12 protein-coding genes and 3 pseudogenes are annotated in these 16,966 nt (G+C 63.8%); 10 read left to right on the top strand and 5 right to left on the bottom strand.

What is annotated here, in order from left to right; all coding sequences use genetic code 11:
• Positions 1 to 406 precede the first annotated feature (406 nt).
• Entirely contained in the window at positions 407 to 787 is a 381-nt protein-coding gene (locus tag NFV80_RS10175) for a hypothetical protein (protein ID WP_295329099.1), read from the top strand.
• A 286-nt stretch (positions 788 to 1,073) separates the two neighbouring features.
• Entirely contained in the window at positions 1,074 to 1,916 is an 843-nt protein-coding gene (locus tag NFV80_RS10170; protein WP_295329098.1) for an oxidoreductase, read from the top strand.
• 389 nt (positions 1,917 to 2,305) lie between these two features.
• On the opposite strand, the gene NFV80_RS10165 is transcribed toward NFV80_RS10170, so the two are convergent.
• Complete coding sequence (locus NFV80_RS10165; RefSeq protein ID WP_295329096.1) at positions 2,306 to 2,698, bottom strand: hemerythrin family protein; 393 nt, start codon at positions 2,696 to 2,698, stop codon at positions 2,306 to 2,308.
• Positions 2,699 to 3,238: 540 nt separating this feature from the next.
• Between NFV80_RS10165 and NFV80_RS10160 the strand changes: the two genes are divergently transcribed.
• The 5 genes and pseudogenes from NFV80_RS10160 to NFV80_RS17460 all read left to right on the top strand — a co-directional run.
• Positions 3,239 to 3,901, top strand: a complete 663-nt coding sequence (locus NFV80_RS10160) for an SDR family oxidoreductase (protein WP_295329105.1) — start codon at positions 3,239 to 3,241, stop codon at positions 3,899 to 3,901.
• A 132-nt stretch (positions 3,902 to 4,033) separates the two neighbouring features.
• Positions 4,034 to 4,764, top strand: a pseudogene (locus NFV80_RS10155) (IS5 family transposase); the annotation flags it as partial.
• Positions 4,765 to 4,910: 146 nt separating this feature from the next.
• The gene (locus tag NFV80_RS10150; RefSeq protein ID WP_295329103.1) at positions 4,911 to 6,551 is read left to right on the top strand and encodes an arylsulfatase; all 1,641 of its coding nucleotides are present in this window, start codon (positions 4,911 to 4,913) and stop codon (positions 6,549 to 6,551) included.
• A 158-nt stretch (positions 6,552 to 6,709) separates the two neighbouring features.
• Entirely contained in the window at positions 6,710 to 7,678 is a 969-nt protein-coding gene (locus NFV80_RS10145; protein ID WP_295329101.1) for an HAD family hydrolase, read from the top strand.
• Between the two features lie 298 nt (positions 7,679 to 7,976).
• Positions 7,977 to 8,192 (top strand): annotated as a pseudogene (locus NFV80_RS17460) (transposase); the annotation flags it as partial.
• 22 nt (positions 8,193 to 8,214) lie between these two features.
• Here NFV80_RS17460 and NFV80_RS10140 read toward each other — a convergent pair.
• Positions 8,215 to 8,397 (bottom strand): annotated as a pseudogene (locus NFV80_RS10140) (transporter); the annotation flags it as partial.
• 471 nt (positions 8,398 to 8,868) lie between these two features.
• On the opposite strand from NFV80_RS10140, the gene NFV80_RS10135 reads away from it, so the two are divergent.
• Together NFV80_RS10135 and NFV80_RS10130 are read left to right on the top strand one after the other, a co-directional pair.
• Positions 8,869 to 9,396, top strand: coding sequence for a YkgJ family cysteine cluster protein (locus tag NFV80_RS10135; protein WP_295329094.1), 528 nt, complete (start codon positions 8,869 to 8,871; stop codon positions 9,394 to 9,396).
• A gap of 52 nt (positions 9,397 to 9,448) precedes the next feature.
• A complete protein-coding gene (locus tag NFV80_RS10130) occupies positions 9,449 to 10,621 on the top strand; it encodes an FAD-dependent oxidoreductase (RefSeq protein ID WP_295329092.1) in 1,173 nt (390 codons plus the stop codon).
• Positions 10,622 to 10,840: 219 nt separating this feature from the next.
• On the opposite strand, the gene NFV80_RS10125 is transcribed toward NFV80_RS10130, so the two are convergent.
• On the bottom strand, positions 10,841 to 11,281 hold the full coding sequence (locus tag NFV80_RS10125) for a hypothetical protein (protein WP_295329089.1): 441 nt from the start codon (positions 11,279 to 11,281) through the stop codon (positions 10,841 to 10,843).
• A 221-nt stretch (positions 11,282 to 11,502) separates the two neighbouring features.
• A complete protein-coding gene (gene uvrB / locus NFV80_RS10120; RefSeq protein ID WP_295329086.1) occupies positions 11,503 to 13,587 on the bottom strand; it encodes an excinuclease ABC subunit UvrB in 2,085 nt (694 codons plus the stop codon).
• A 155-nt stretch (positions 13,588 to 13,742) separates the two neighbouring features.
• Here uvrB and NFV80_RS10115 point away from each other — a divergent pair, with 155 nt between their 5' ends.
• Positions 13,743 to 14,945, top strand: coding sequence for an amino acid aminotransferase (locus NFV80_RS10115; RefSeq protein WP_296758585.1), 1,203 nt, complete (start codon positions 13,743 to 13,745; stop codon positions 14,943 to 14,945).
• A gap of 1 nt (position 14,946) precedes the next feature.
• Here the strand turns inward: NFV80_RS10115 and NFV80_RS10110 are convergent, their stop codons facing one another.
• Positions 14,947 to 16,830 carry an AsmA-like C-terminal region-containing protein gene (locus tag NFV80_RS10110; RefSeq protein ID WP_295329081.1) on the bottom strand — a complete coding sequence of 628 codons (1,884 nt, stop codon included), beginning with the start codon at positions 16,828 to 16,830 and terminating at the stop codon, positions 14,947 to 14,949.
• Between the last annotated feature and the right edge of the window lie 136 nt (positions 16,831 to 16,966).

The following is a 16,966-nucleotide window of genomic DNA, read 5'->3' as shown; positions in this document are numbered from 1 at the left end:
ACGGAACGTGCACCCAATCGGAGCCGGAAATGCTGCGTCACTCTCTCGAGCAAGCATTCATTTTGGAATGGGTTCAGGAGTAGTTCTCCTGCTTCCGTCGAACTGCGTTCAGATCACCCCGGAGATCTTCGGTCTCATCGCTGGGGTCGAGGAGTTCAAATGCGTATCGGGCACTCGTCACGCTGGCGCTGGAACGGTAATCAGCGCTTCGGCGCGTGACCACCGCTGATCGTGTCGGCGCATCCCGTCTTTGTCAGCATGAGTGCAGGTGACAACCGTCTCGACATTCCCCGCGGTTGGTTCGTGGCATGCCTGGCGCGTTGTCAACGGATTCCGGTACATCGTTGCCGGATGCTGCTATCCTACGCCCTGCGGCAGTGGCGCAGCACGGGCTGAGGAGAAGAGGATGGCCGGCTTCGAGAATTACACCGACGACGTCCGGGCGATCGAGCGGGAGATCGAGCGCAAGGGGATTGTTCTCGGCATCAACTGGAAAGACGACGTACAGGTGCGTGCGCTCGCCAGGGAAGCGCTCGACCACTCGGCCGCCGACGTCCGACTGGCCGCGGCCAATCCTTCCGACCACCGATTGATGGCCAAAGTCGAGCTGTTCGGTCTTGCCGCGCTGATGCTCAAGACCATGGAGGAATGTGCCGGCATCGGCATCGAATGCCACGGCGGCGAGGCCTGGAAGGCGTTTGCCAAGGCGCTCTGGGCGGACCTGGAATTGCGCAATGCGGAGCTGGATTCTGGCCAGCAAGCCACGAGTGACGGCGAACGGGCATGATTTCGAAAACACCACGAATAATGAAAGCCGTCGCACCCGCGCAAGCCGGTGCCCAGACGCTGCCGCACTGGATTCCGGCCTGCGCCGGAATGACGTCGTTCTGGCGGCTTGTTGTTTCACATTAAGGGCAGCTTGACCGGGACGCGCAGGCGCAACAGGCGGGGCCGTCGTCGGAAACCACATCTCTTTCGCCCGATGTCTGAAGGGCGGCGGCAGTCCGGGGCAAGGGCCGATGCCCGGACTGCGGAGACTTCTTCGGTCCAGGCAATTACCTCTGGAATCGACCATGACCTCCACACCTTCTGTCTGGCTCGTCACCGGCTGCTCGACGGGCTTCGGCCAGGAACTCGCGCGGACACTCCTTCGACGTGGCCACGACGTCGTGGTGACTGCACGAAATGCTGCTACGCTTGCCGAATTCGCTTCCCATGGTAGCGCACTGGTCGCGACGCTGGATGTCACCGTGCCGCAGCAGATTGCGGAAGTCGTGCGGCAGGCCGAATCCCGCTTCGGGCGCATCGATGTGCTGGTCAATAATGCCGGCTACGGCTATCTCGCGGCCGTCGAGGAGGGCGAGGACGATGAGGTCCGCGCCATGTTCGAGACCAACGTCTTCGGCCTGATCAGCGTCACCAAGGCGGTACTCCCCGGGATGCGGCAACGCCGCCGGGGACACATCGTCAACATCTCGTCGGTCGGCGGTCTGGTCGGTCTACCGGGCATTGGCTACTACAACGCCACCAAGTTTGCCGTGGAAGGACTTTCCGAGGCCTTGGCCAAGGAAACGGCGTCGCTCGGCATCAAGGTTACCGTCGTCGAACCGGGTCCCTTCCGCACGGACTGGGCCGGCCGCTCGCTCAAGACGCCGAAGACCGCCATCGCCGACTATGCATCCTCTGCCGGCGCGCGACGGGAGGCCATCCAGGGCTACAGCGGCAGGCAGCCAGGCGATCCGGTGCGCGGCGCGGAAGCGATCATCGAGGCCGTGGAATCGCCCGAGCCTCCGCTTCACCTGGTGCTTGGCAAACCGGGATATGACCTCGCTCTCGCCAAGATCAACGACCTCTCGGCCGAAATCGCGAAGTGGCGCGAGGTCTCGCTGGGGGCCGACTTTCCTCAGGCGGGCTGAGTCCCGCCCAAGGTCTTGCCGAGCGAGGGGGGGCTGCCCCAGCGCCTGGAGGGGGACGTCGACTCCCTGACAGTCGCTCGGCGAAAGCCTGCCGGCGCACGTTGCCAGGATTATGGCGACCAGGATCAGGAGGCTCGGATTGAAGGATCTGACTGCGGTCCAGTGTTCGGTCGCAGACACCGGACATCGTCGCAGCGATTCTTGCGGAAGAGCAGTCTCGTCGCGCCGTGGGACGCGAAGGCACCGCTTCGGGCGCGCAGTACTCGGCATCGCAAGGGGGCCTGCCGCGGGCGAAAGTGGGTCGCCGCGAAAGGCTCCCGCGTCGAGGCAGGGAGGGTGTATTGCGAGTACCGCGCGGGCCAGATGCAGGCGGTGTAACCTGCAGACCGCTAGCTGCCCGAATTCAGGAGCTTGGCATACTCGAAGTCGTCGATGCCGATATGCGTGAGGAGCCAATCTCGCACGAGCCGGCATAGTTCCGAACTCACGTCCCCGCCATCGGTGATTTGCTGGGCGTAGTGCGCCACCTGGGCGCGAATTTTCCGATGCGCTTCGATGTGCTCTTCGAGTTTCGGATAGCTGTGCGAGCGGAGAAGCGATTCTTCGTACTGAAAATGGTTCGAGATGTAATTCTGCAGGGAAAGAACGGTGGCGCAGGCCGCGGCAAAGCCGTAGCCTTTACCCACCCAAGCTTCCAGGCGCTCGAGACAGTCGAACAACTGCCTGTGCTGGCGGTCGATTTCTTCGATGCCGAGCGTCGGCAGGACAGGTTTTGCTGTCATCGGAACCATAACATGGTGAGAGATTTGAAATCTTTTCGGGGTGGGGATAGCGCTGGTGATGTGGACACATCGTTTGCGTATGCTGTTCCCCTGATCCTTGCAGAGTTGGTGGTTTGACTCGCTCGTGAACAGACAGGCGGCAGCTCAGGGGTGGCTTCCACAGGAAGCTTTTGCCTGCGCCGTCGTGGAGCGCGATGATATTCCAGGGCAAGACCGGATACAACCTCTTGCCCTGGGTCAGCATTGGACTACAGGATGATTTTCAGGCCATCGCCGTAGTCTATCGTTGGTAGAGGCTGTGTAGGGGGGCGACCACGGGCGCCTGGAAACAAGTGCCAAAGACGGAAAGCCCGGAGTTTCCGCAGTTGTCGTATCCTTCGCTTGGCGTTGCGGGCACGGGAGATCGCCGAGGCGATCTTGGCAAGAGAGCAAGCGGCAAGTCTGAGCTTGCGGGCATCAATGCCGTCGTTTCCGCTCGATTGGTCGGTGAGACGGGTGCGGATCGGGATGGGCGGCGGATCGAAGAGGAGAAACGCGGTTATGGGGATTGCAGTTATCACGGGCGCAAATCGTGGGATCGGTCTGGAATTAGTGCGGCAGCTCCGCTCACGCGGAGCGACCGTGGTTGCGGTATGTCGGAAGGGCTGTCCCGCGCTTGACGCACTCGGAGTGCGCGTCGAATGCCCGATCGACGTGACCGAGCCTGCGGCGTGGTCTAGACTTGCCGATCGGCTCGCGCACGACGACATCGAACTGCTGATTCAGAACGCCGGCGTGCTGATTGCCGACTCGCTCGAAAATGTCGGTCTCGACGATGTGCGCGCGCAACTGGAACTCAACGCCATCGCGCCGCTCTTTCTCACGCGGGCGCTCGCCTCGCGGCTCCGTCCGGGTGCCAAGGTCGCGCTGATCACCAGTCGCATGGGCTCTATCGGCGACAACAGCTCCGGAAGCTATTATGGCTACCGGATGAGCAAGGCGGCGCTCAATGCAGCGGGCGTCTCCCTGGCCCACGACCTCAAGCCGCGAGGGATCGCCGTAGTCATCCTGCATCCAGGCTCGGTGCGCACCGGGATGACTGGCGGCCACGGCATGATCGAGCCGGACGAGTCTGCTCGCGGGCTCTTGCAACGCATCGACGAACTCGGGCTCGAGACCAGCGGGCGGTTCCTCCACCAGAATGGCGAGATCTTGCCTTGGTGAAACCGGGAACGAATTACGCCTACCCAGCTTCTGGGGGTGCATGTTGAATTAGACCTCCATGGTTTGCGCAGTGTGTAGAAAAGATTGCAACGTGACCACTCCTCCGCCGGATAACCGGACGCCTCGCCTGACGATCGAACTTGGGCGCTTCTTGAGCCGCATTTACCTGGTCAGGCCGGCCAATGGGGTGGCGTGGCCAAGGACAACCGCAGGTTTCTCAATGCGATGTCTTGGATTCTGCGCACCGGGTCACCGTGGCGCGATTTGCCGGAAAGCTTCGGGGATTGGAAGAACACCCATCGGCGGTTTTGCCGTTGGCGTGACCGTGGCGTACGGGAAAGGTTGCTCGAGCGTCTGATTGTTGAGCCGGACTTCGAGTGGTTGATGATTGATGCGAGCCACAGCAAGGTTCATCCGCATGCGACCGGAGCGCGTGGAGGCAATGAAGGCATAGGCCGTACAAAAGGGGGCTCAATGCCAAGATACCTCTGGCCGTGGATGCGCATGGTATGCTGCTCAGAGCGGTGATTACAGACGCGACGGAAGCCGATTGCAGCCAGGCTGCGGCGTTGATCGAGGGAATTGCGGCCGAACATCTGATTGCGCACAATGGTTACGACAGCGATGCGATCGTGGTGCAAGCGCGCAGCCAGGGGATGAACGCCGTCATTCCACCGCGCCGCAATCGGAAGACGCAACGTGCATACGACGCCCACTTGTACAAGCACCGGCATCCGGTTGAGAACGCCTTGCTCAAGCTCAAAGGCTGGCGCGGCATTGCCACGCGATACGCCAAACGACTCCAGTCTTTCCTGGCCGCCGTCCACATTCGCTGCTTTGTCCTTTGGCTCGAAATCTCGTGATGACACTGCCTAGGCGCCCGCCCCCAACCCGAGCGTGTCCGTGTCGTTGCTCCACCAGCGCTGCGGCGACGGGGGTCGCCCGTTGGATCAGTTAGTCACCCCGAAAGGAGATGCAAATGAAGGAAAGAAACAGCGGAGATTCCCGCATGCCCAGGAGCCTGCGATCCGGGCTGCTCGCGGTCGGAACCGCCGTATCCCTGGCGTTCGGTGCGGCACACGCGGCCGACAAGCCCAACATCGTGCTGATCGTCTCCGACGACTTCGGCTATGGCGATGCCGGTGCCTACGGCGGCGGGCCCAACCGCGGCATGCCCACACCGAACCTCGACCGGATGGCCAATGAAGGCACGATGTTCTTGTCGTTTTATGCGCAGCCGAGTTGCACCCCGGGTCGCGCGGCCATGCAGACGGGACGAATTCCCAACCGCAGCGGCATGACGACGGTGGCCTTCCAGGGTCAGGGCGGCGGCCTGCCGGCAGCGGAATGGACCCTCGCCTCGGTGCTCAAGCAGGGCGGCTATCGGACCTATTTCACCGGCAAGTGGCACCTCGGGGAGGCCGACTACGCGCTGCCCAACGCCCAGGGCTATGACGAGATGAAGTATGTCGGGCTGTACCACCTCAATGCCTACACCTACGGCGACCCGACGTGGTTTCCGGACATGGACCCGGAACTGCGCGCAATGTTCCAGCGGGTAACCAAGGGCGCGCTCTCCGGCAAGGCGGGCGGGAAGGTGCAAGAGGACTTCAAGATCAACGGCCAGTACGTGAACACGCCGGAAAAAGGCGTGGTGGGCATCCCGTTCTTCGACGAGTACGTCGAGAAAGCCGGCATCGAGTTCCTCGAAACGGCGGCCAGGGACCCGGGCAAGCCCTTCTTCCTCAACATCAACTTTATGAAGGTGCACCAGCCGAACATGCCGCACCCGGGCTACGTCCACAAGTCGATGTCGAAGTCGAAGTACGCCGACTCCCTGGTCGAGAACGACGCGCGCATCGGGCATGTGCTCGACAAGATCCGGGAGCTTGGCCTCGACAAGAATACCCTGGTGATTTGGACGACGGACAATGGTGCCTGGCAGGACGTGTATCCTGACGCGGGCTACACGCCCTTCCGGGGCACCAAGGGCACGGTGCGCGAGGGCGGCAACCGGGTTCCGGCGATCGCCTGGTGGCCCGGCAAGATCGCGGCCAACTCGAAGAACTCCGACATTGTTGGCGGGCTCGATCTCATGGCAACCTTCGCGAGCGTTGCGGGGGTGCCGATGCCCAAGAACGATCGCGACGGCAAGCCGATCATCTTTGACAGCTACGACATGTCGCCGATCCTGTTCGGGACCGGCAAGTCGCTACGCAAGTCGTGGTTCTACTTTACGGAGAACGAGCTCACGCCGGGCGCGGCTCGCGTAGGCAACTACAAGGCAGTGTTCAACCTGCGCGGAGACAACGGCCAGGCTACGGGCGGCCTCGCGGTGGACTCCAACCTCGGCTGGAAGGGGCCGGACAAGTACGTCGCCATCGTGCCGCAAGTGTTCGACCTGTGGCAGGACCCGCAGGAGCGCTACGACATTTTCATGAACAACTATACGGAGCACACCTGGACGCTGGTCACGATCAGCGAGGAAGTCACCAAGCTGATGAAGACGTACATCGAATACCCGCCGCGCAAGATGCAGAGCGAGGGTTACACCGGTCCGGTCACGCTGTCCAATTACGAGAAGTTCCAATGGGTGCGCGAGCAATTGGCTAAGGAAGGATTCAAGCTGCCGATGCCGATGGGGCACTGAGGATTCTCGGTGTCTTAGCGGGTGGCCGTGCGGAAGCGCGGCCATTTCGTGGCGGCCCGGGTACTCCGGAGCGGGCCGCGGTTTCGACAATAGGAGAATGGGAGTGCAACATGGAAATGCGTCAGAAGAGTTGCTTGGTTGGCATGTGCGGGGTCGTGATGATGCTGGCCGCGGTGGTCGCGCAAGCCGCGGACCAGCTACCGTCCTGGAACGACGGGCCAGCCAAGAGCACCATCGTCGAGTTTGTCACCCGGGTGACCAAGGCGGGGTCAACCGACTTTGTTCCCGAACCGGAGCGCATCGCCACCTTCGACAACGACGGCACGCTGTGGGCCGAGCAGCCGATGTACTTTCAGCTTCTCTTCGCGCTCGACCGCGTGCAGGCCATGGCTCCCCAGCATCCGGAGTGGAAGACTAGAGAGCCGTTCGCTTCCCTGCTCAAGGGCGACGTCGGCAAGGCGCTTGCCGGTGGCGACAAGGCGACCGCCGAGATCGTCATGGCCACGCACGCGGGGATGACCACGGAGGAGTTCGAGAAGATCGTCCGGGACTGGATCGCCACGGCGAGACACCCCAGGACGGGCCGGCTGTATACGGAGATGGTCTATCAGCCGATGCTTGAATTGCTGGCGTACCTGCGCGCGAACGGCTTCAAGACCTTCATCGTGTCTGGCGGCGGGATCGAGTTCATGCGTCCCTGGACGGAGAAGGCCTACGGTGTCCCGCCCGAGCAGGTCGTCGGCAGCAGCATCAAGACTAAGTATGAGATGCGCGAAGGCAAGCCGGTGCTGGTGCGCCTGCCGGCGATCGACTTCATCGACGACAAGGCGGGCAAGCCGGTCGGCATCAACTCGCACATTGGTCGGCGGCCGATCGCCGCCTTCGGCAACTCGGACGGCGACCGGCAGATGCTCGAGTGGACGCAGGGCGGCGGCGGCAAGCGGCTCATGATGCTGGTGCACCACGACGACGGCGCGCGCGAGTGGGCCTACGGGGCAGAGTCGAAGATTGGCACGTTCAGCGATTCGCTGATGGCGGAGGCCAGAAAGCAGGGCTGGACCGTCATCAGCATGAAGGACGACTGGAAGGTTGTATTTCGGCCGTCGAACGAGCTGCAGGGCCGCTGACCGGGAGCGTTCTGACGTCGCCCTTCGCCGCTGCTTGCCCGAGATCCGAGCGGTATGGAAAAGGAGATATCTCAGGACCTGGGTTCCCAAGCATCGCTTGGGACCCAGAACAAGGCGTCTGCCGACCTGACCGGAAGGGCACTTAGGTGATCTCTCCGATTTTTCATACCGTTGTGTCCAATACTTTTAGTTGATTGTGAGATTGTAGGTATTGGTGATGGGAGTGGCCACGGTAGTTGAAAGGAAGGTATCTCTGGAAGCCGGCCACCTGGAAGATGTCCGGCTTGCTGCGAGCAAGATGACTGGGGCGAGGCGCAGGGCGTATCTGGCGGAGAGGGCATGGAAGTATTGTCGTGGCAGTACTCGGCGTGCCGAGGACGTTTTCGGCTGGAGTCGGCAGGCCGTGCAACTCGGTCTGCATGAGAAACGTACCGGCATCGTTTGCCTGGGGCTTCACACGTTCTGTTGCGGTGCGAAGTTGTGGGAGAAGAAACCCCCGGAGGTGGCGCAGACCGCGCGGCAAACCCGTAGCCTTTGCCCACCCGCAGCTGGTCTTGGTTGATGTAGTCGTACTGTACGCCAATGCTCCACCCCGGCTCTGTCGAATAGCCAGTGACGGCATCCGACGAAAGGGAACAGCCACACACCGCGCAGGCAAGTACCTGGTTCGCGCCGATCGAAAGCAAAGTCGCGAAAATTGCGAGACGAACTCGGAACATGACACCCCCTGAAAACTGGTGGGCTCGTGCGAGCCCGGATCTGCTCGCGGTGGCCGCGCATTGCCTGCGCCAACTCCAGCGCAGGCCGAAAACGCTTTCCGGTGGGTTCCGGGCGCGCTGCCCCACTCAGTCGGTGCCGCGCACTCTAAGCGAGTCGCGCCGAACCCACAATGCGACACACTGTCGCACCCGGTTGCGGTCGGCGCGCTCGTCTGTGGTCTCGCGTTCGCGTCGAAGCAGCAGCAAACGCGTGAGATCACTCCCGCTCGCCGGTTTCTCCGGCGGCTTTGGTCGGCTGCTGCTCCAGCCTTGCGTGGTTCGCCGCTGCCGGTAGCGGTCGCGGCGGTTCGGCCGTACACTTCGTGTTGCGACGTTACCGGGTGGAATGGTGCGGAGGCGTTGCCGCGTAGCCAGGAACGTGTGCCGAAACGGTAATGGACCCAGTCTTCGAGAAGGAATCACTGCGACAGGATGAACTCGCTCTTCCGAATCCAGATCGAGGTCGATGCGCGCGTGCGGGCAATCCGGGCGAGCCGGCCGGACTGGTTGTGCGGCAAGGGGTGCGACGCTTGCTGTCGACGCCTCGCCGAAGTGCCTCGCCTGACGCCACCTGAATGGAGCTTGCTGCAGGTGGGCCTCGCCGCGTTGCCGCAGCAGCGATTGTGGGAAATCGGTCGCGAAGTCGCTGAGCTTGCTCGTCGGCGGTCGCTCCCGATCGTCTGTCCGCTGCTCGAGCAGGCGAGCGGTTGCTGCCAGGTCTACGCCCAGCGGCCGCTGGCGTGCCGGACGTACGGGTTCTACGTGCAGCGGGGGCTCGGACTGTATTGTCGCGAAATCGAAGCGCAGGTCGCGGCTGGCGATCTGGCCGAAGTGGTCTGGGGCAACCAGGACGCGATCGACCGCGGCCTCGCCGGACTGGGAGAGACTCGCACCTTGACCGAGTGGTTCGCAGATCGCGCGGAATGGCCGGGCAGCGAGACGGAAGCGGCTGACGACTGAGCGCTACGGGGCGGGTGGCACCCGCCCTCGGTCTGCGTGCGCGGGGAGTACGATGGACGAAAGGATCAGGGCCGAGGTGATCGTGATCGGTGCCGGCATCGCCGGCGCCTCGATTGCCTGCTGGCTGGCACCGCGGGCACGGGTGGTGATCATCGAAGGCGAGAGCATGCCGGGTTACCATGCGACCGGGCGCTCGGCGGCAATGTTCATCGAGACCTATGGCGGCGAGCAGGTACGCGCGCTGACGCGCGCCAGTCGCCCTTTTTTCGAGCATCCGCCGGGAGGTTTTGCCGGCGCTCCGTTGCTGACGCCGCGCGGCGCGCTGGTGGTCGCCACGCCGGAGCAGAGGGACCAGCTCGATCGCCACTGGCAACTGCTGCAGTCGCTGTCTGCCGACTCCCGGCGCCTAAACCGCGACGAGGTCACGCGCATGCTTCCCGTCCTGCGGGCCGAGCGATTGCTGGGCGCCACCTACGAGCCAGATGCCTGCGATCTGGATGTGCACGCGCTGCTTCACGGCTACCTGCGAGTGGCGCGGCGCGCGGGAGCGTCGCTCGCCTGGGGCACCGTGGTTTCGGCGATCGAGCGAAGCGGTCATGAATGGCTGGTGCAGGCCGGCGAGCAAGTTTACCAGGCGCCGATCGTGATCAATGCGGCCGGCGCCTGGGCCGACGCCATCGCGCGCCTCGCCGGAGTGCCCTTGATCGGCATCGAGCCGCGCCGGCGATCGGCTTTCACCTTTGCCCCGCCGGCGGGGCTGGACACCCGGCGCTGGCCATTGCTGATCGGCGCCGACGAGGACTGGTACCTGAAACCCGACGCCGGCATGCTGCTGGGCTCACCGGCCAATGCCGACCCGGTCGAGCCGCAGGACGTTCAGCCGGAAGAACTCGACATCGCCCTGGGAGTCGATCGCATCGAACGGATGACCACGCTGACCATTCGCCGTCCGCGGCACAAATGGGCGGGCCTGCGTTCCTTCGTCGCCGACGGCGGGCTGGTCGGCGGGTTTGCCGCGAGCGCGCCGGGTTTCTTCTGGCTGGCCGGGCAGGGCGGTTACGGTATCCAGACCTCGGCGGCGATGGGTGAGGGCTGCGCCGCGCTGGCGCTCGGCCTGCCGCTGCCGTCAGCGATTGCCGACTGCGGCCTGAGCGCCGCGATGCTGTCTCCTCTCCGTCTGCAGCCGATCGACCCGCCGGCGGAAGCCGACGCAAGCTCCGCCTAGCGGCGGATTCCCAGTCGCAAGCGCACGGCAGTCAACGGCAATTCGTTGCAGAAGCCGAGCAGGTCGGCATTCGAGAAGTGAGCAGCAAAGAGCTCGCGCGAATCGGTGCGGATCCAGGGGCGCCACGCCAGGACCGCGAAAAAACGGAAAGCTCCCTCGCGTAGCAGGACGCGGTCGATACTGGCCGGTGGCGAGACTTGGCGACCACCCCTGACAAAGTCAGCAGTGCCTTGCGGAAGAGCATCCTTCCTCGGGAAAGCGCACTGCCGAGGCGATGGCCAGCTCGTCGCGCAGCGAGGTCATCCATTCGACACCGCGGAAACTCCCCGTGCGCACCTTGCCGATTGCCTTCCCCACCGGGAGTTGCCGCCGGGCATGATCCAGCGGCTGGCCGAGCAGGGCGCGAACGATGCCTTCGCCGCGCAGCGGCAGGTGCTGTGGTGATTGGTCCGCAGTGGTCACCTTGCCGCCATCGACCCGTTCCGTCGCGGTGACGGACGGTGTGGAAAACGGAAACGGACGGGGAATCTGGATGTCCGGCGAATCGGCGTAGAACGCCGCCGCCTGCGTCAGATGCGCCTTTTCGCATTCCAGGTGGACCTCGTCGGCCAGCGGCCGCGCCACCGCTTCCAGCGTGTGCCGGTAATCCGGCGCGGGCAATCGATGGAATCAGGCGCAGCCGGGTGGCAGGAATGGCTTGCTGGCGGATCGGTGAAAGGCGTTCTAGGAAGAACGACAGGCCGTCGGCAAGCAGGGGGCGGTAGGCTGCGTACGCTGGCGGCACCAGCGCGGCGAACCATCGCCCGATGCCCAGCGGGTTGCTCTCGCCGTCGTTTCGGTGCCGCAAGCGGAAGAAGGGCCAGACGTACGAAACGCCGATTTCAAGCCGAGGAAGGTTCGAGACTCGGCTCGGCGCCAGTGATGCCGAACACCTGCTTGCGAATCCGGAAGAGTTGGTCGCGCACTGCTGCCGCCTTCTCGAATTCGAGGTTCCTGGCGTGTTCGAGCATATCCTTTTCGAGTCGCCGCAATTCGCGCGCAAGCTGCTTTTCGCTCATCGCGGCGTAGTGCACCTGCTCTTGGGCCGCCTTCAGCTCGTGCTGCGCCGTCTCCATGTCGTACACGCCGTCGATGATGTCGACGACGCGTTTGCTGACTCCTCGCGGGACAATGCCGTGGGCCTCGTTGAAAGCAAGCTGTTTGCGCCGTCGGCGTTCGGTTTCGGCAATCGCGCGCTGCATCGATCCGGTCACCCGATCGGCGTACAGTACGGCGGTGCCGTGCAGGTGGCGCGCTGCGCGGCCGATGGTCTGGATCAGCGAACGCTCGGAGCGCAGGAATCCCTCCTTGTCGGCGTCGAGGATCGCCACCAGCGAGACTTCGGGAATGTCGAGACCCTCGCGCAGCAGATTGATGCCGACGAGGACGTCGAACTTGCCCAGGCGCAGATCGCGAATGATCTCGACCCGCTCGACCGTGTCGATATCCGAGTGCAGATAGCGCACGCGGACCTGATGTTCGTCGAGGTAGTCGGTCAGGTCTTCGGCCATCCGCTTGGTCAGCGTGGTGACGAGGACGCGCTCGGCGAGCGCCACCCGCTGCCGGATCTCGGAAAGCAGGTCGTCGACCTGGGTCGACGCGGGGCGAACGATGAGCACCGGGTCGACCAGACCGGTCGGGCGGACGACCTGCTCGACCACTTGCCCCTGATGTGCCGCTTCGTAGTCGCCCGGGGTGGCCGAGACGAAGATCGTCTGCCGCATCAGCGCCTCGAACTCGGCGAACTGCAGCGGCCGGTTGTCGAGCGCAGATGGCAGACGGAAGCCATAATCGACCAGGTTTTCCTTGCGCGAGCGGTCACCTTTGTACATGCCGCCCAATTGGGACACGGAGACGTGCGATTCGTCGATGAACATCAGTGCGTCGGCGGCGAGATAGTCGATCAGGGTCGGCGGTGGCTCGCCGACCTGGCGGCCGGAGAGATGTCGCGAATAGTTCTCGATTCCCTTGCAGAAGCCCAACTGGTCGAGCATTTCGAGGTCGAAGCGGGTGCGTTGCTCGATGCGCTGTGCTTCGACCAGGCGGCCTTCGGCATGGAAGAAAGCGACGCGCTCGTTCAGTTCGGTCTTGATCGCTTCGATGGCGCGCAGGACCGTCGCGCGCGGCGTTACGTAGTGCGAGGACGGGAATACGGTGAAGCGCAGCAGACGGCCCTGTAGATGCCCGGTCAAGGGGTCGAAAAGCTGCAGCCCCTCGATTTCGTCATCGAACAGCGAGATGCGGATCGCCTGTTCGGCGTGTTCCGCGGGAAATACGTCGATGAGGTCGCCGCGAACGCGAAAGGTGCCGCGGTGAAAGTCGGTCTCGTTGCGTTCGTACTGCATGTCCGCCAGGCGCTTGATCACATCGCGCTGCCCCATGCGGTCGCCGACGCGCATGGTCAGGATCATCTTGTGATACTCGTCGCGGTCGCCGAGACCGTAAATGCACGAGACGGTGGCGACGATCACGCAGTCGCGGCGTTCGAGCAGGCTCTTGGTTGCCGAAAGGCGCATCTGCTCGATGTGCTCGTTGATCGACGAGTCCTTTTCGATGAACAGGTCACGCGCCGGCACGTAGGCTTCGGGCTGATAGTAGTCGTAATAGGAGACGAAATACTCGACCGCGTTGTCCGGAAAGAACTCGCGGAACTCGGCGTAGAGTTGTGCCGCAAGCGTTTTGTTCGGGGCGAGGACGAGCGCCGGACGACCGCTGCGGGCGATGACGTTGGCCATCGTGTAGGTCTTTCCCGAACCGGTGACGCCGAGCAGCGTCTGGAACGAAAGTCCGTCGGCCAGTCCCTGCACCAGTTGGTCGATCGCCGTCGGCTGGTCGCCTGCCGGCGGAAACGGCTGGCAAAGGCGAAACGGGCTGCCTGCGAAGGTGACGAAGGTAGTCCCTTCCGGCGGTCGCGCGTTATCTCTCATGTTAGAATTTTACGTTGTTTCGCGCCCGACCGCGCCGCCAGCGGATCCTGGCCGACCCGGCGCGAACTTTCTCGGGATACGTGCCGGTGTCACCCGGCAGGGCTGGCTGCCAAATCCGACAGCACGGTGCCCGTTGACTCACTTAGGAAGGACGCATGACCGCTTCGATCTTCGCCGCCGTGGAAATGGCTCCACGCGACCCGATTCTCGGCCTCACCGAGTCATTCAACGCCGATCCCCGTACCGACAAGGTCAACCTTGGTGTTGGCGTCTATCTCGACGACGGCGGCAAGGTGCCACTGCTGGCCGCGGTCAGGCTGGCGGAGAAGGCGCGCCTGGAAGCGATGCCGGCGCGTGGCTATCAGCCGATCGACGGCCTGGCGAGCTACAACCAGATCGTGCAGAAGCTGCTTTTCGGTGAAGATTCGATCCTGCTCGAACAGGGACGGGTGCTCACCATCGAGGCGCTGGGGGGTACCGGCGCGCTCAAGGTCGGTGCCGACTACCTGCGGCGGCTGTTGCCCGAGGCCACCGTGTACCTCAGCGACCCGAGTTGGGAGAACCACCGCGCTCTGTTCGAAACCGCCGGCTTTGCGGTCGAAACGTATCCCTACTACGATGCGGCCACCCGCGGCGTCGATTTCGCCGCCATGAAGGCCGGGCTGGAGGCGCTGCCGGCGGGTTCGATCGTCGTGCTGCACGCCTGCTGCCACAATCCGACCGGCGCCGACCTGAACGAAGGGCAGTGGCGCGAAGTGATCGACGTGGTCGGCGCGCGCGGTCTGCTGGCTTTCATCGACATTGCCTATCAGGGCTTCGCCGACGGGATTGGTGCGGATGCGCTGGCGGTGAGGCTGTTTGCCCAGTCCGGCCTGCAGTTTCTCGTGGCGAGTTCGTTTTCCAAGTCGTTTTCACTGTACGGCGAGCGTGTCGGCGCGCTGTCGGTGGTCACCGCGAACCGCGACGAAGCGGCGCGCGTGCTGTCGCAGATCAAGCGTCTGGTGCGGACCAACTATTCGAGTCCGCCGACCCACGGCGGCGCCATCGTCATGGCCATTCTCGCGAATCCGGAGCTGCGCCAGATGTGGGAGGGCGAACTGGCGGAAATGCGCGAGCGAATCCACGGCATGCGTGTCGGCCTGGTCGACAAACTGCAGGCGAGCGGAGCCGGCCAGGACTTTTCCTTTGTCGTTCGTCAGCGCGGCATGTTTTCCTACACTGGCCTGCAGGTAGCGCAGGTCGATCGCTTGCGCGACGAATTCGGCATCTACGCCGTCGCCACCGGCCGCATCTGCCTCGCCGCCTTGAATACACGCAACATCGATTACGTCGCCAAGGCGATCGCCGCGGTTCTCTAGCTCAATGACTTGCCGTCTGCGTCAGCGGCGCCTTGAGCGGTCCGCTGATCACGATCGGTCGCACCGAGCGGCCGGCCGCGCCGCGTAGCGCCACTTCCATTCTGCCCTGCAACTGCAGATCTCGGTTGACGTCGATCTCTCCGCTGGCCTGCAACAGGCCAGCGTTCAGGACCAGCCGCGAGAAGCGGGAGGCGTGTGGCGTCAGGGCGATCGTCCCCGACAGGTCTTCGAAGCGCGTCGATCCGCCCAGCGTCACCGGCGTCGGCGAAGCACGGCGCAACGCTTCGGCAAGATCGATGCCACCGAGCTTGCCGCGATGCATCGTGAAATCGCCGCTGCCCTGGACCGCGGCGAGCATCGCCGACCAGTCGGGCGAAGTTGCCGAAAAGCGCAGCTTGCCCTTTCCCTCGCCTTCGAACTGGTTGCCGATACCCAGCGTCTCACCGAGTTTGCGGGCGTCGATCCGCTCGTACTCGATTTCCCCGGAGATCGCCGCTTGTGGCGAGGAGTGCAGCACGGCACTTCCACGCACGCGGCCGCCGAAAATTCGCAGGTCCAGGCTGTTGATCGCAAAGCTTGGTCCGTCGATCTCGCCCTTCACGCTGAGCGAATCAAGAAAGATCGGCGACCCGGGTAGCGGTCGCCAAGCGAGACCTTCGATCCGAACGATCACGCCACGGGCAGTTGGCTGCAGCGACACTTCCAGGTTGCGCTCCGGCGAGTGCAGAAAGACCGCTGTCAACAGGCCATCGGTGGCGAACTCACAGCCACCGCCCAGATCGCCCAGCGACAGCCCCGCAAAGGAGAATTCGGCCTTCCTCAAGGTGATTCGCGGGATACCGCTTTCGCCCGCTCTCTGCACTGCCGCAGTGAGCATTCGCGACAGATTCGCGAGCTGTTCCGCCGATAGCCGGATCTCGCCCAGCTCCGCCTCATCGAACAGCAGTCGTGCCAACAGCAGTTTCCCGAGAGCGGGTTGCAGGCGGATCTCGCCGATGGCGATTTGATCGGCGCCATCTCCCAGACGCACCCTGTCGAGCAGGAGTCCGGGCCGAGGATAGAAAGCGACGCGCATGTCGCCCACCGTCGCAGTCCGACCGGTGCGCTCCGTCAGGGAGGCTTCGACCGCAGGCAGGTAATAGGCATAGGGAAACAGCAGCGCAGCGACAAGGAGAGCTGTCGGGAGCAACAACACTCCGAGCAGCAGGCCCAGTGGCCAGGTCAGCAAGCGGCGCCGACCGCCGCGACGGATCGGCTTGACGGTGGTCCGGTCGAGCGCAGTGCCCGGACGGGCGAGGGCCGCCAAGCGATGCCTCAGCGATGGTGGAGCCGCCGTTGCTTCCGACTCCGCGGTCGGCTCGCCGACCAGGGTTGGCTCCGCTGCTGCACCATCGTTGGCCAGCGAGGCGCCACCTGACGGCGGGCCACCCGGCATCGACTGCAGCGCGAGCGAGTCCGGCGAGCGCGACGGCCTGCTGGGCGTGCTGTCCGGGAGCGGACTGCTGCGTCGTGCTTCTCGCGAGCCGGAGGACGTCGACTTGCCGGACGCTAGTGGGACCTTTTCGCCAAAGGTCGAGAATTCCGACACGATCTGGACGTCGCCTGCACTCGTGGTCCTCGCCGAATCCCTGGTTTGACGCCAGACCGAATTCTTGTCGACGCGCGCCTCGATGAAGCCGTTCTTTTCCAGTTCGAGCAAGGCGTTCTGGGTAACTGGAGTGTTGCCGGTCTTGTCGCAGAGCTCGGCGACGGTGGCGTTGCCGTCCACCAGGATGAGGACCATCCGCAGGTTTCTCTGCGCGACCAGGCTGCGCTGCATCATCGCTTCCTCGCCGGCAGGGGTCTTGGCAAAAACCAGATTGGGATCGATCAGAGCAGGGTCCATTTTCTCGGCAAGCCCGCGGTTTCAAGGCATCGATGTGGATGTACTCATTATGCGCGAAGATCGTGCGTGCTGCGGCCTGGCGCCCGGCAATCGCTGGCGATCACGGACGCCCCGTTCCGCTTCGCATAGACGGTGC

This window comes from Accumulibacter sp., from assembly GCF_023806565.1.
Taxonomy (GTDB): domain Bacteria; phylum Pseudomonadota; class Gammaproteobacteria; order Burkholderiales; family Rhodocyclaceae; genus Accumulibacter.
Note: the sequence above shows the minus strand (reverse complement) of the source record. Positions and strands in the feature narration are given on the sequence as shown.

Excerpts from the sequence above, each read along its gene's own strand:
- NFV80_RS10175 (WP_295329099.1), top strand. The coding sequence starts at position 407 with ATGGCCGGCTTCGAGAATTACACCGACGACGTCCGGGCGATCGAGCGG.
- NFV80_RS10170 (WP_295329098.1), top strand. The coding sequence starts at position 1,074 with ATGACCTCCACACCTTCTGTCTGGCTCGTCACCGGCTGCTCGACGGGC.
- NFV80_RS10165 (WP_295329096.1), bottom strand. The coding sequence starts at position 2,698 with ATGACAGCAAAACCTGTCCTGCCGACGCTCGGCATCGAAGAAATCGAC.
- NFV80_RS10160 (WP_295329105.1), top strand. The coding sequence starts at position 3,239 with ATGGGGATTGCAGTTATCACGGGCGCAAATCGTGGGATCGGTCTGGAA.
- NFV80_RS10150 (WP_295329103.1), top strand. The coding sequence starts at position 4,911 with ATGCCCAGGAGCCTGCGATCCGGGCTGCTCGCGGTCGGAACCGCCGTA.
- NFV80_RS10145 (WP_295329101.1), top strand. The coding sequence starts at position 6,710 with ATGATGCTGGCCGCGGTGGTCGCGCAAGCCGCGGACCAGCTACCGTCC.
- NFV80_RS10135 (WP_295329094.1), top strand. The coding sequence starts at position 8,869 with ATGAACTCGCTCTTCCGAATCCAGATCGAGGTCGATGCGCGCGTGCGG.
- NFV80_RS10130 (WP_295329092.1), top strand. The coding sequence starts at position 9,449 with ATGGACGAAAGGATCAGGGCCGAGGTGATCGTGATCGGTGCCGGCATC.
- uvrB (WP_295329086.1), bottom strand. The coding sequence starts at position 13,587 with ATGAGAGATAACGCGCGACCGCCGGAAGGGACTACCTTCGTCACCTTC.
- NFV80_RS10115 (WP_296758585.1), top strand. The coding sequence starts at position 13,743 with ATGACCGCTTCGATCTTCGCCGCCGTGGAAATGGCTCCACGCGACCCG.
- NFV80_RS10110 (WP_295329081.1), bottom strand. The coding sequence starts at position 16,830 with ATGGACCCTGCTCTGATCGATCCCAATCTGGTTTTTGCCAAGACCCCT.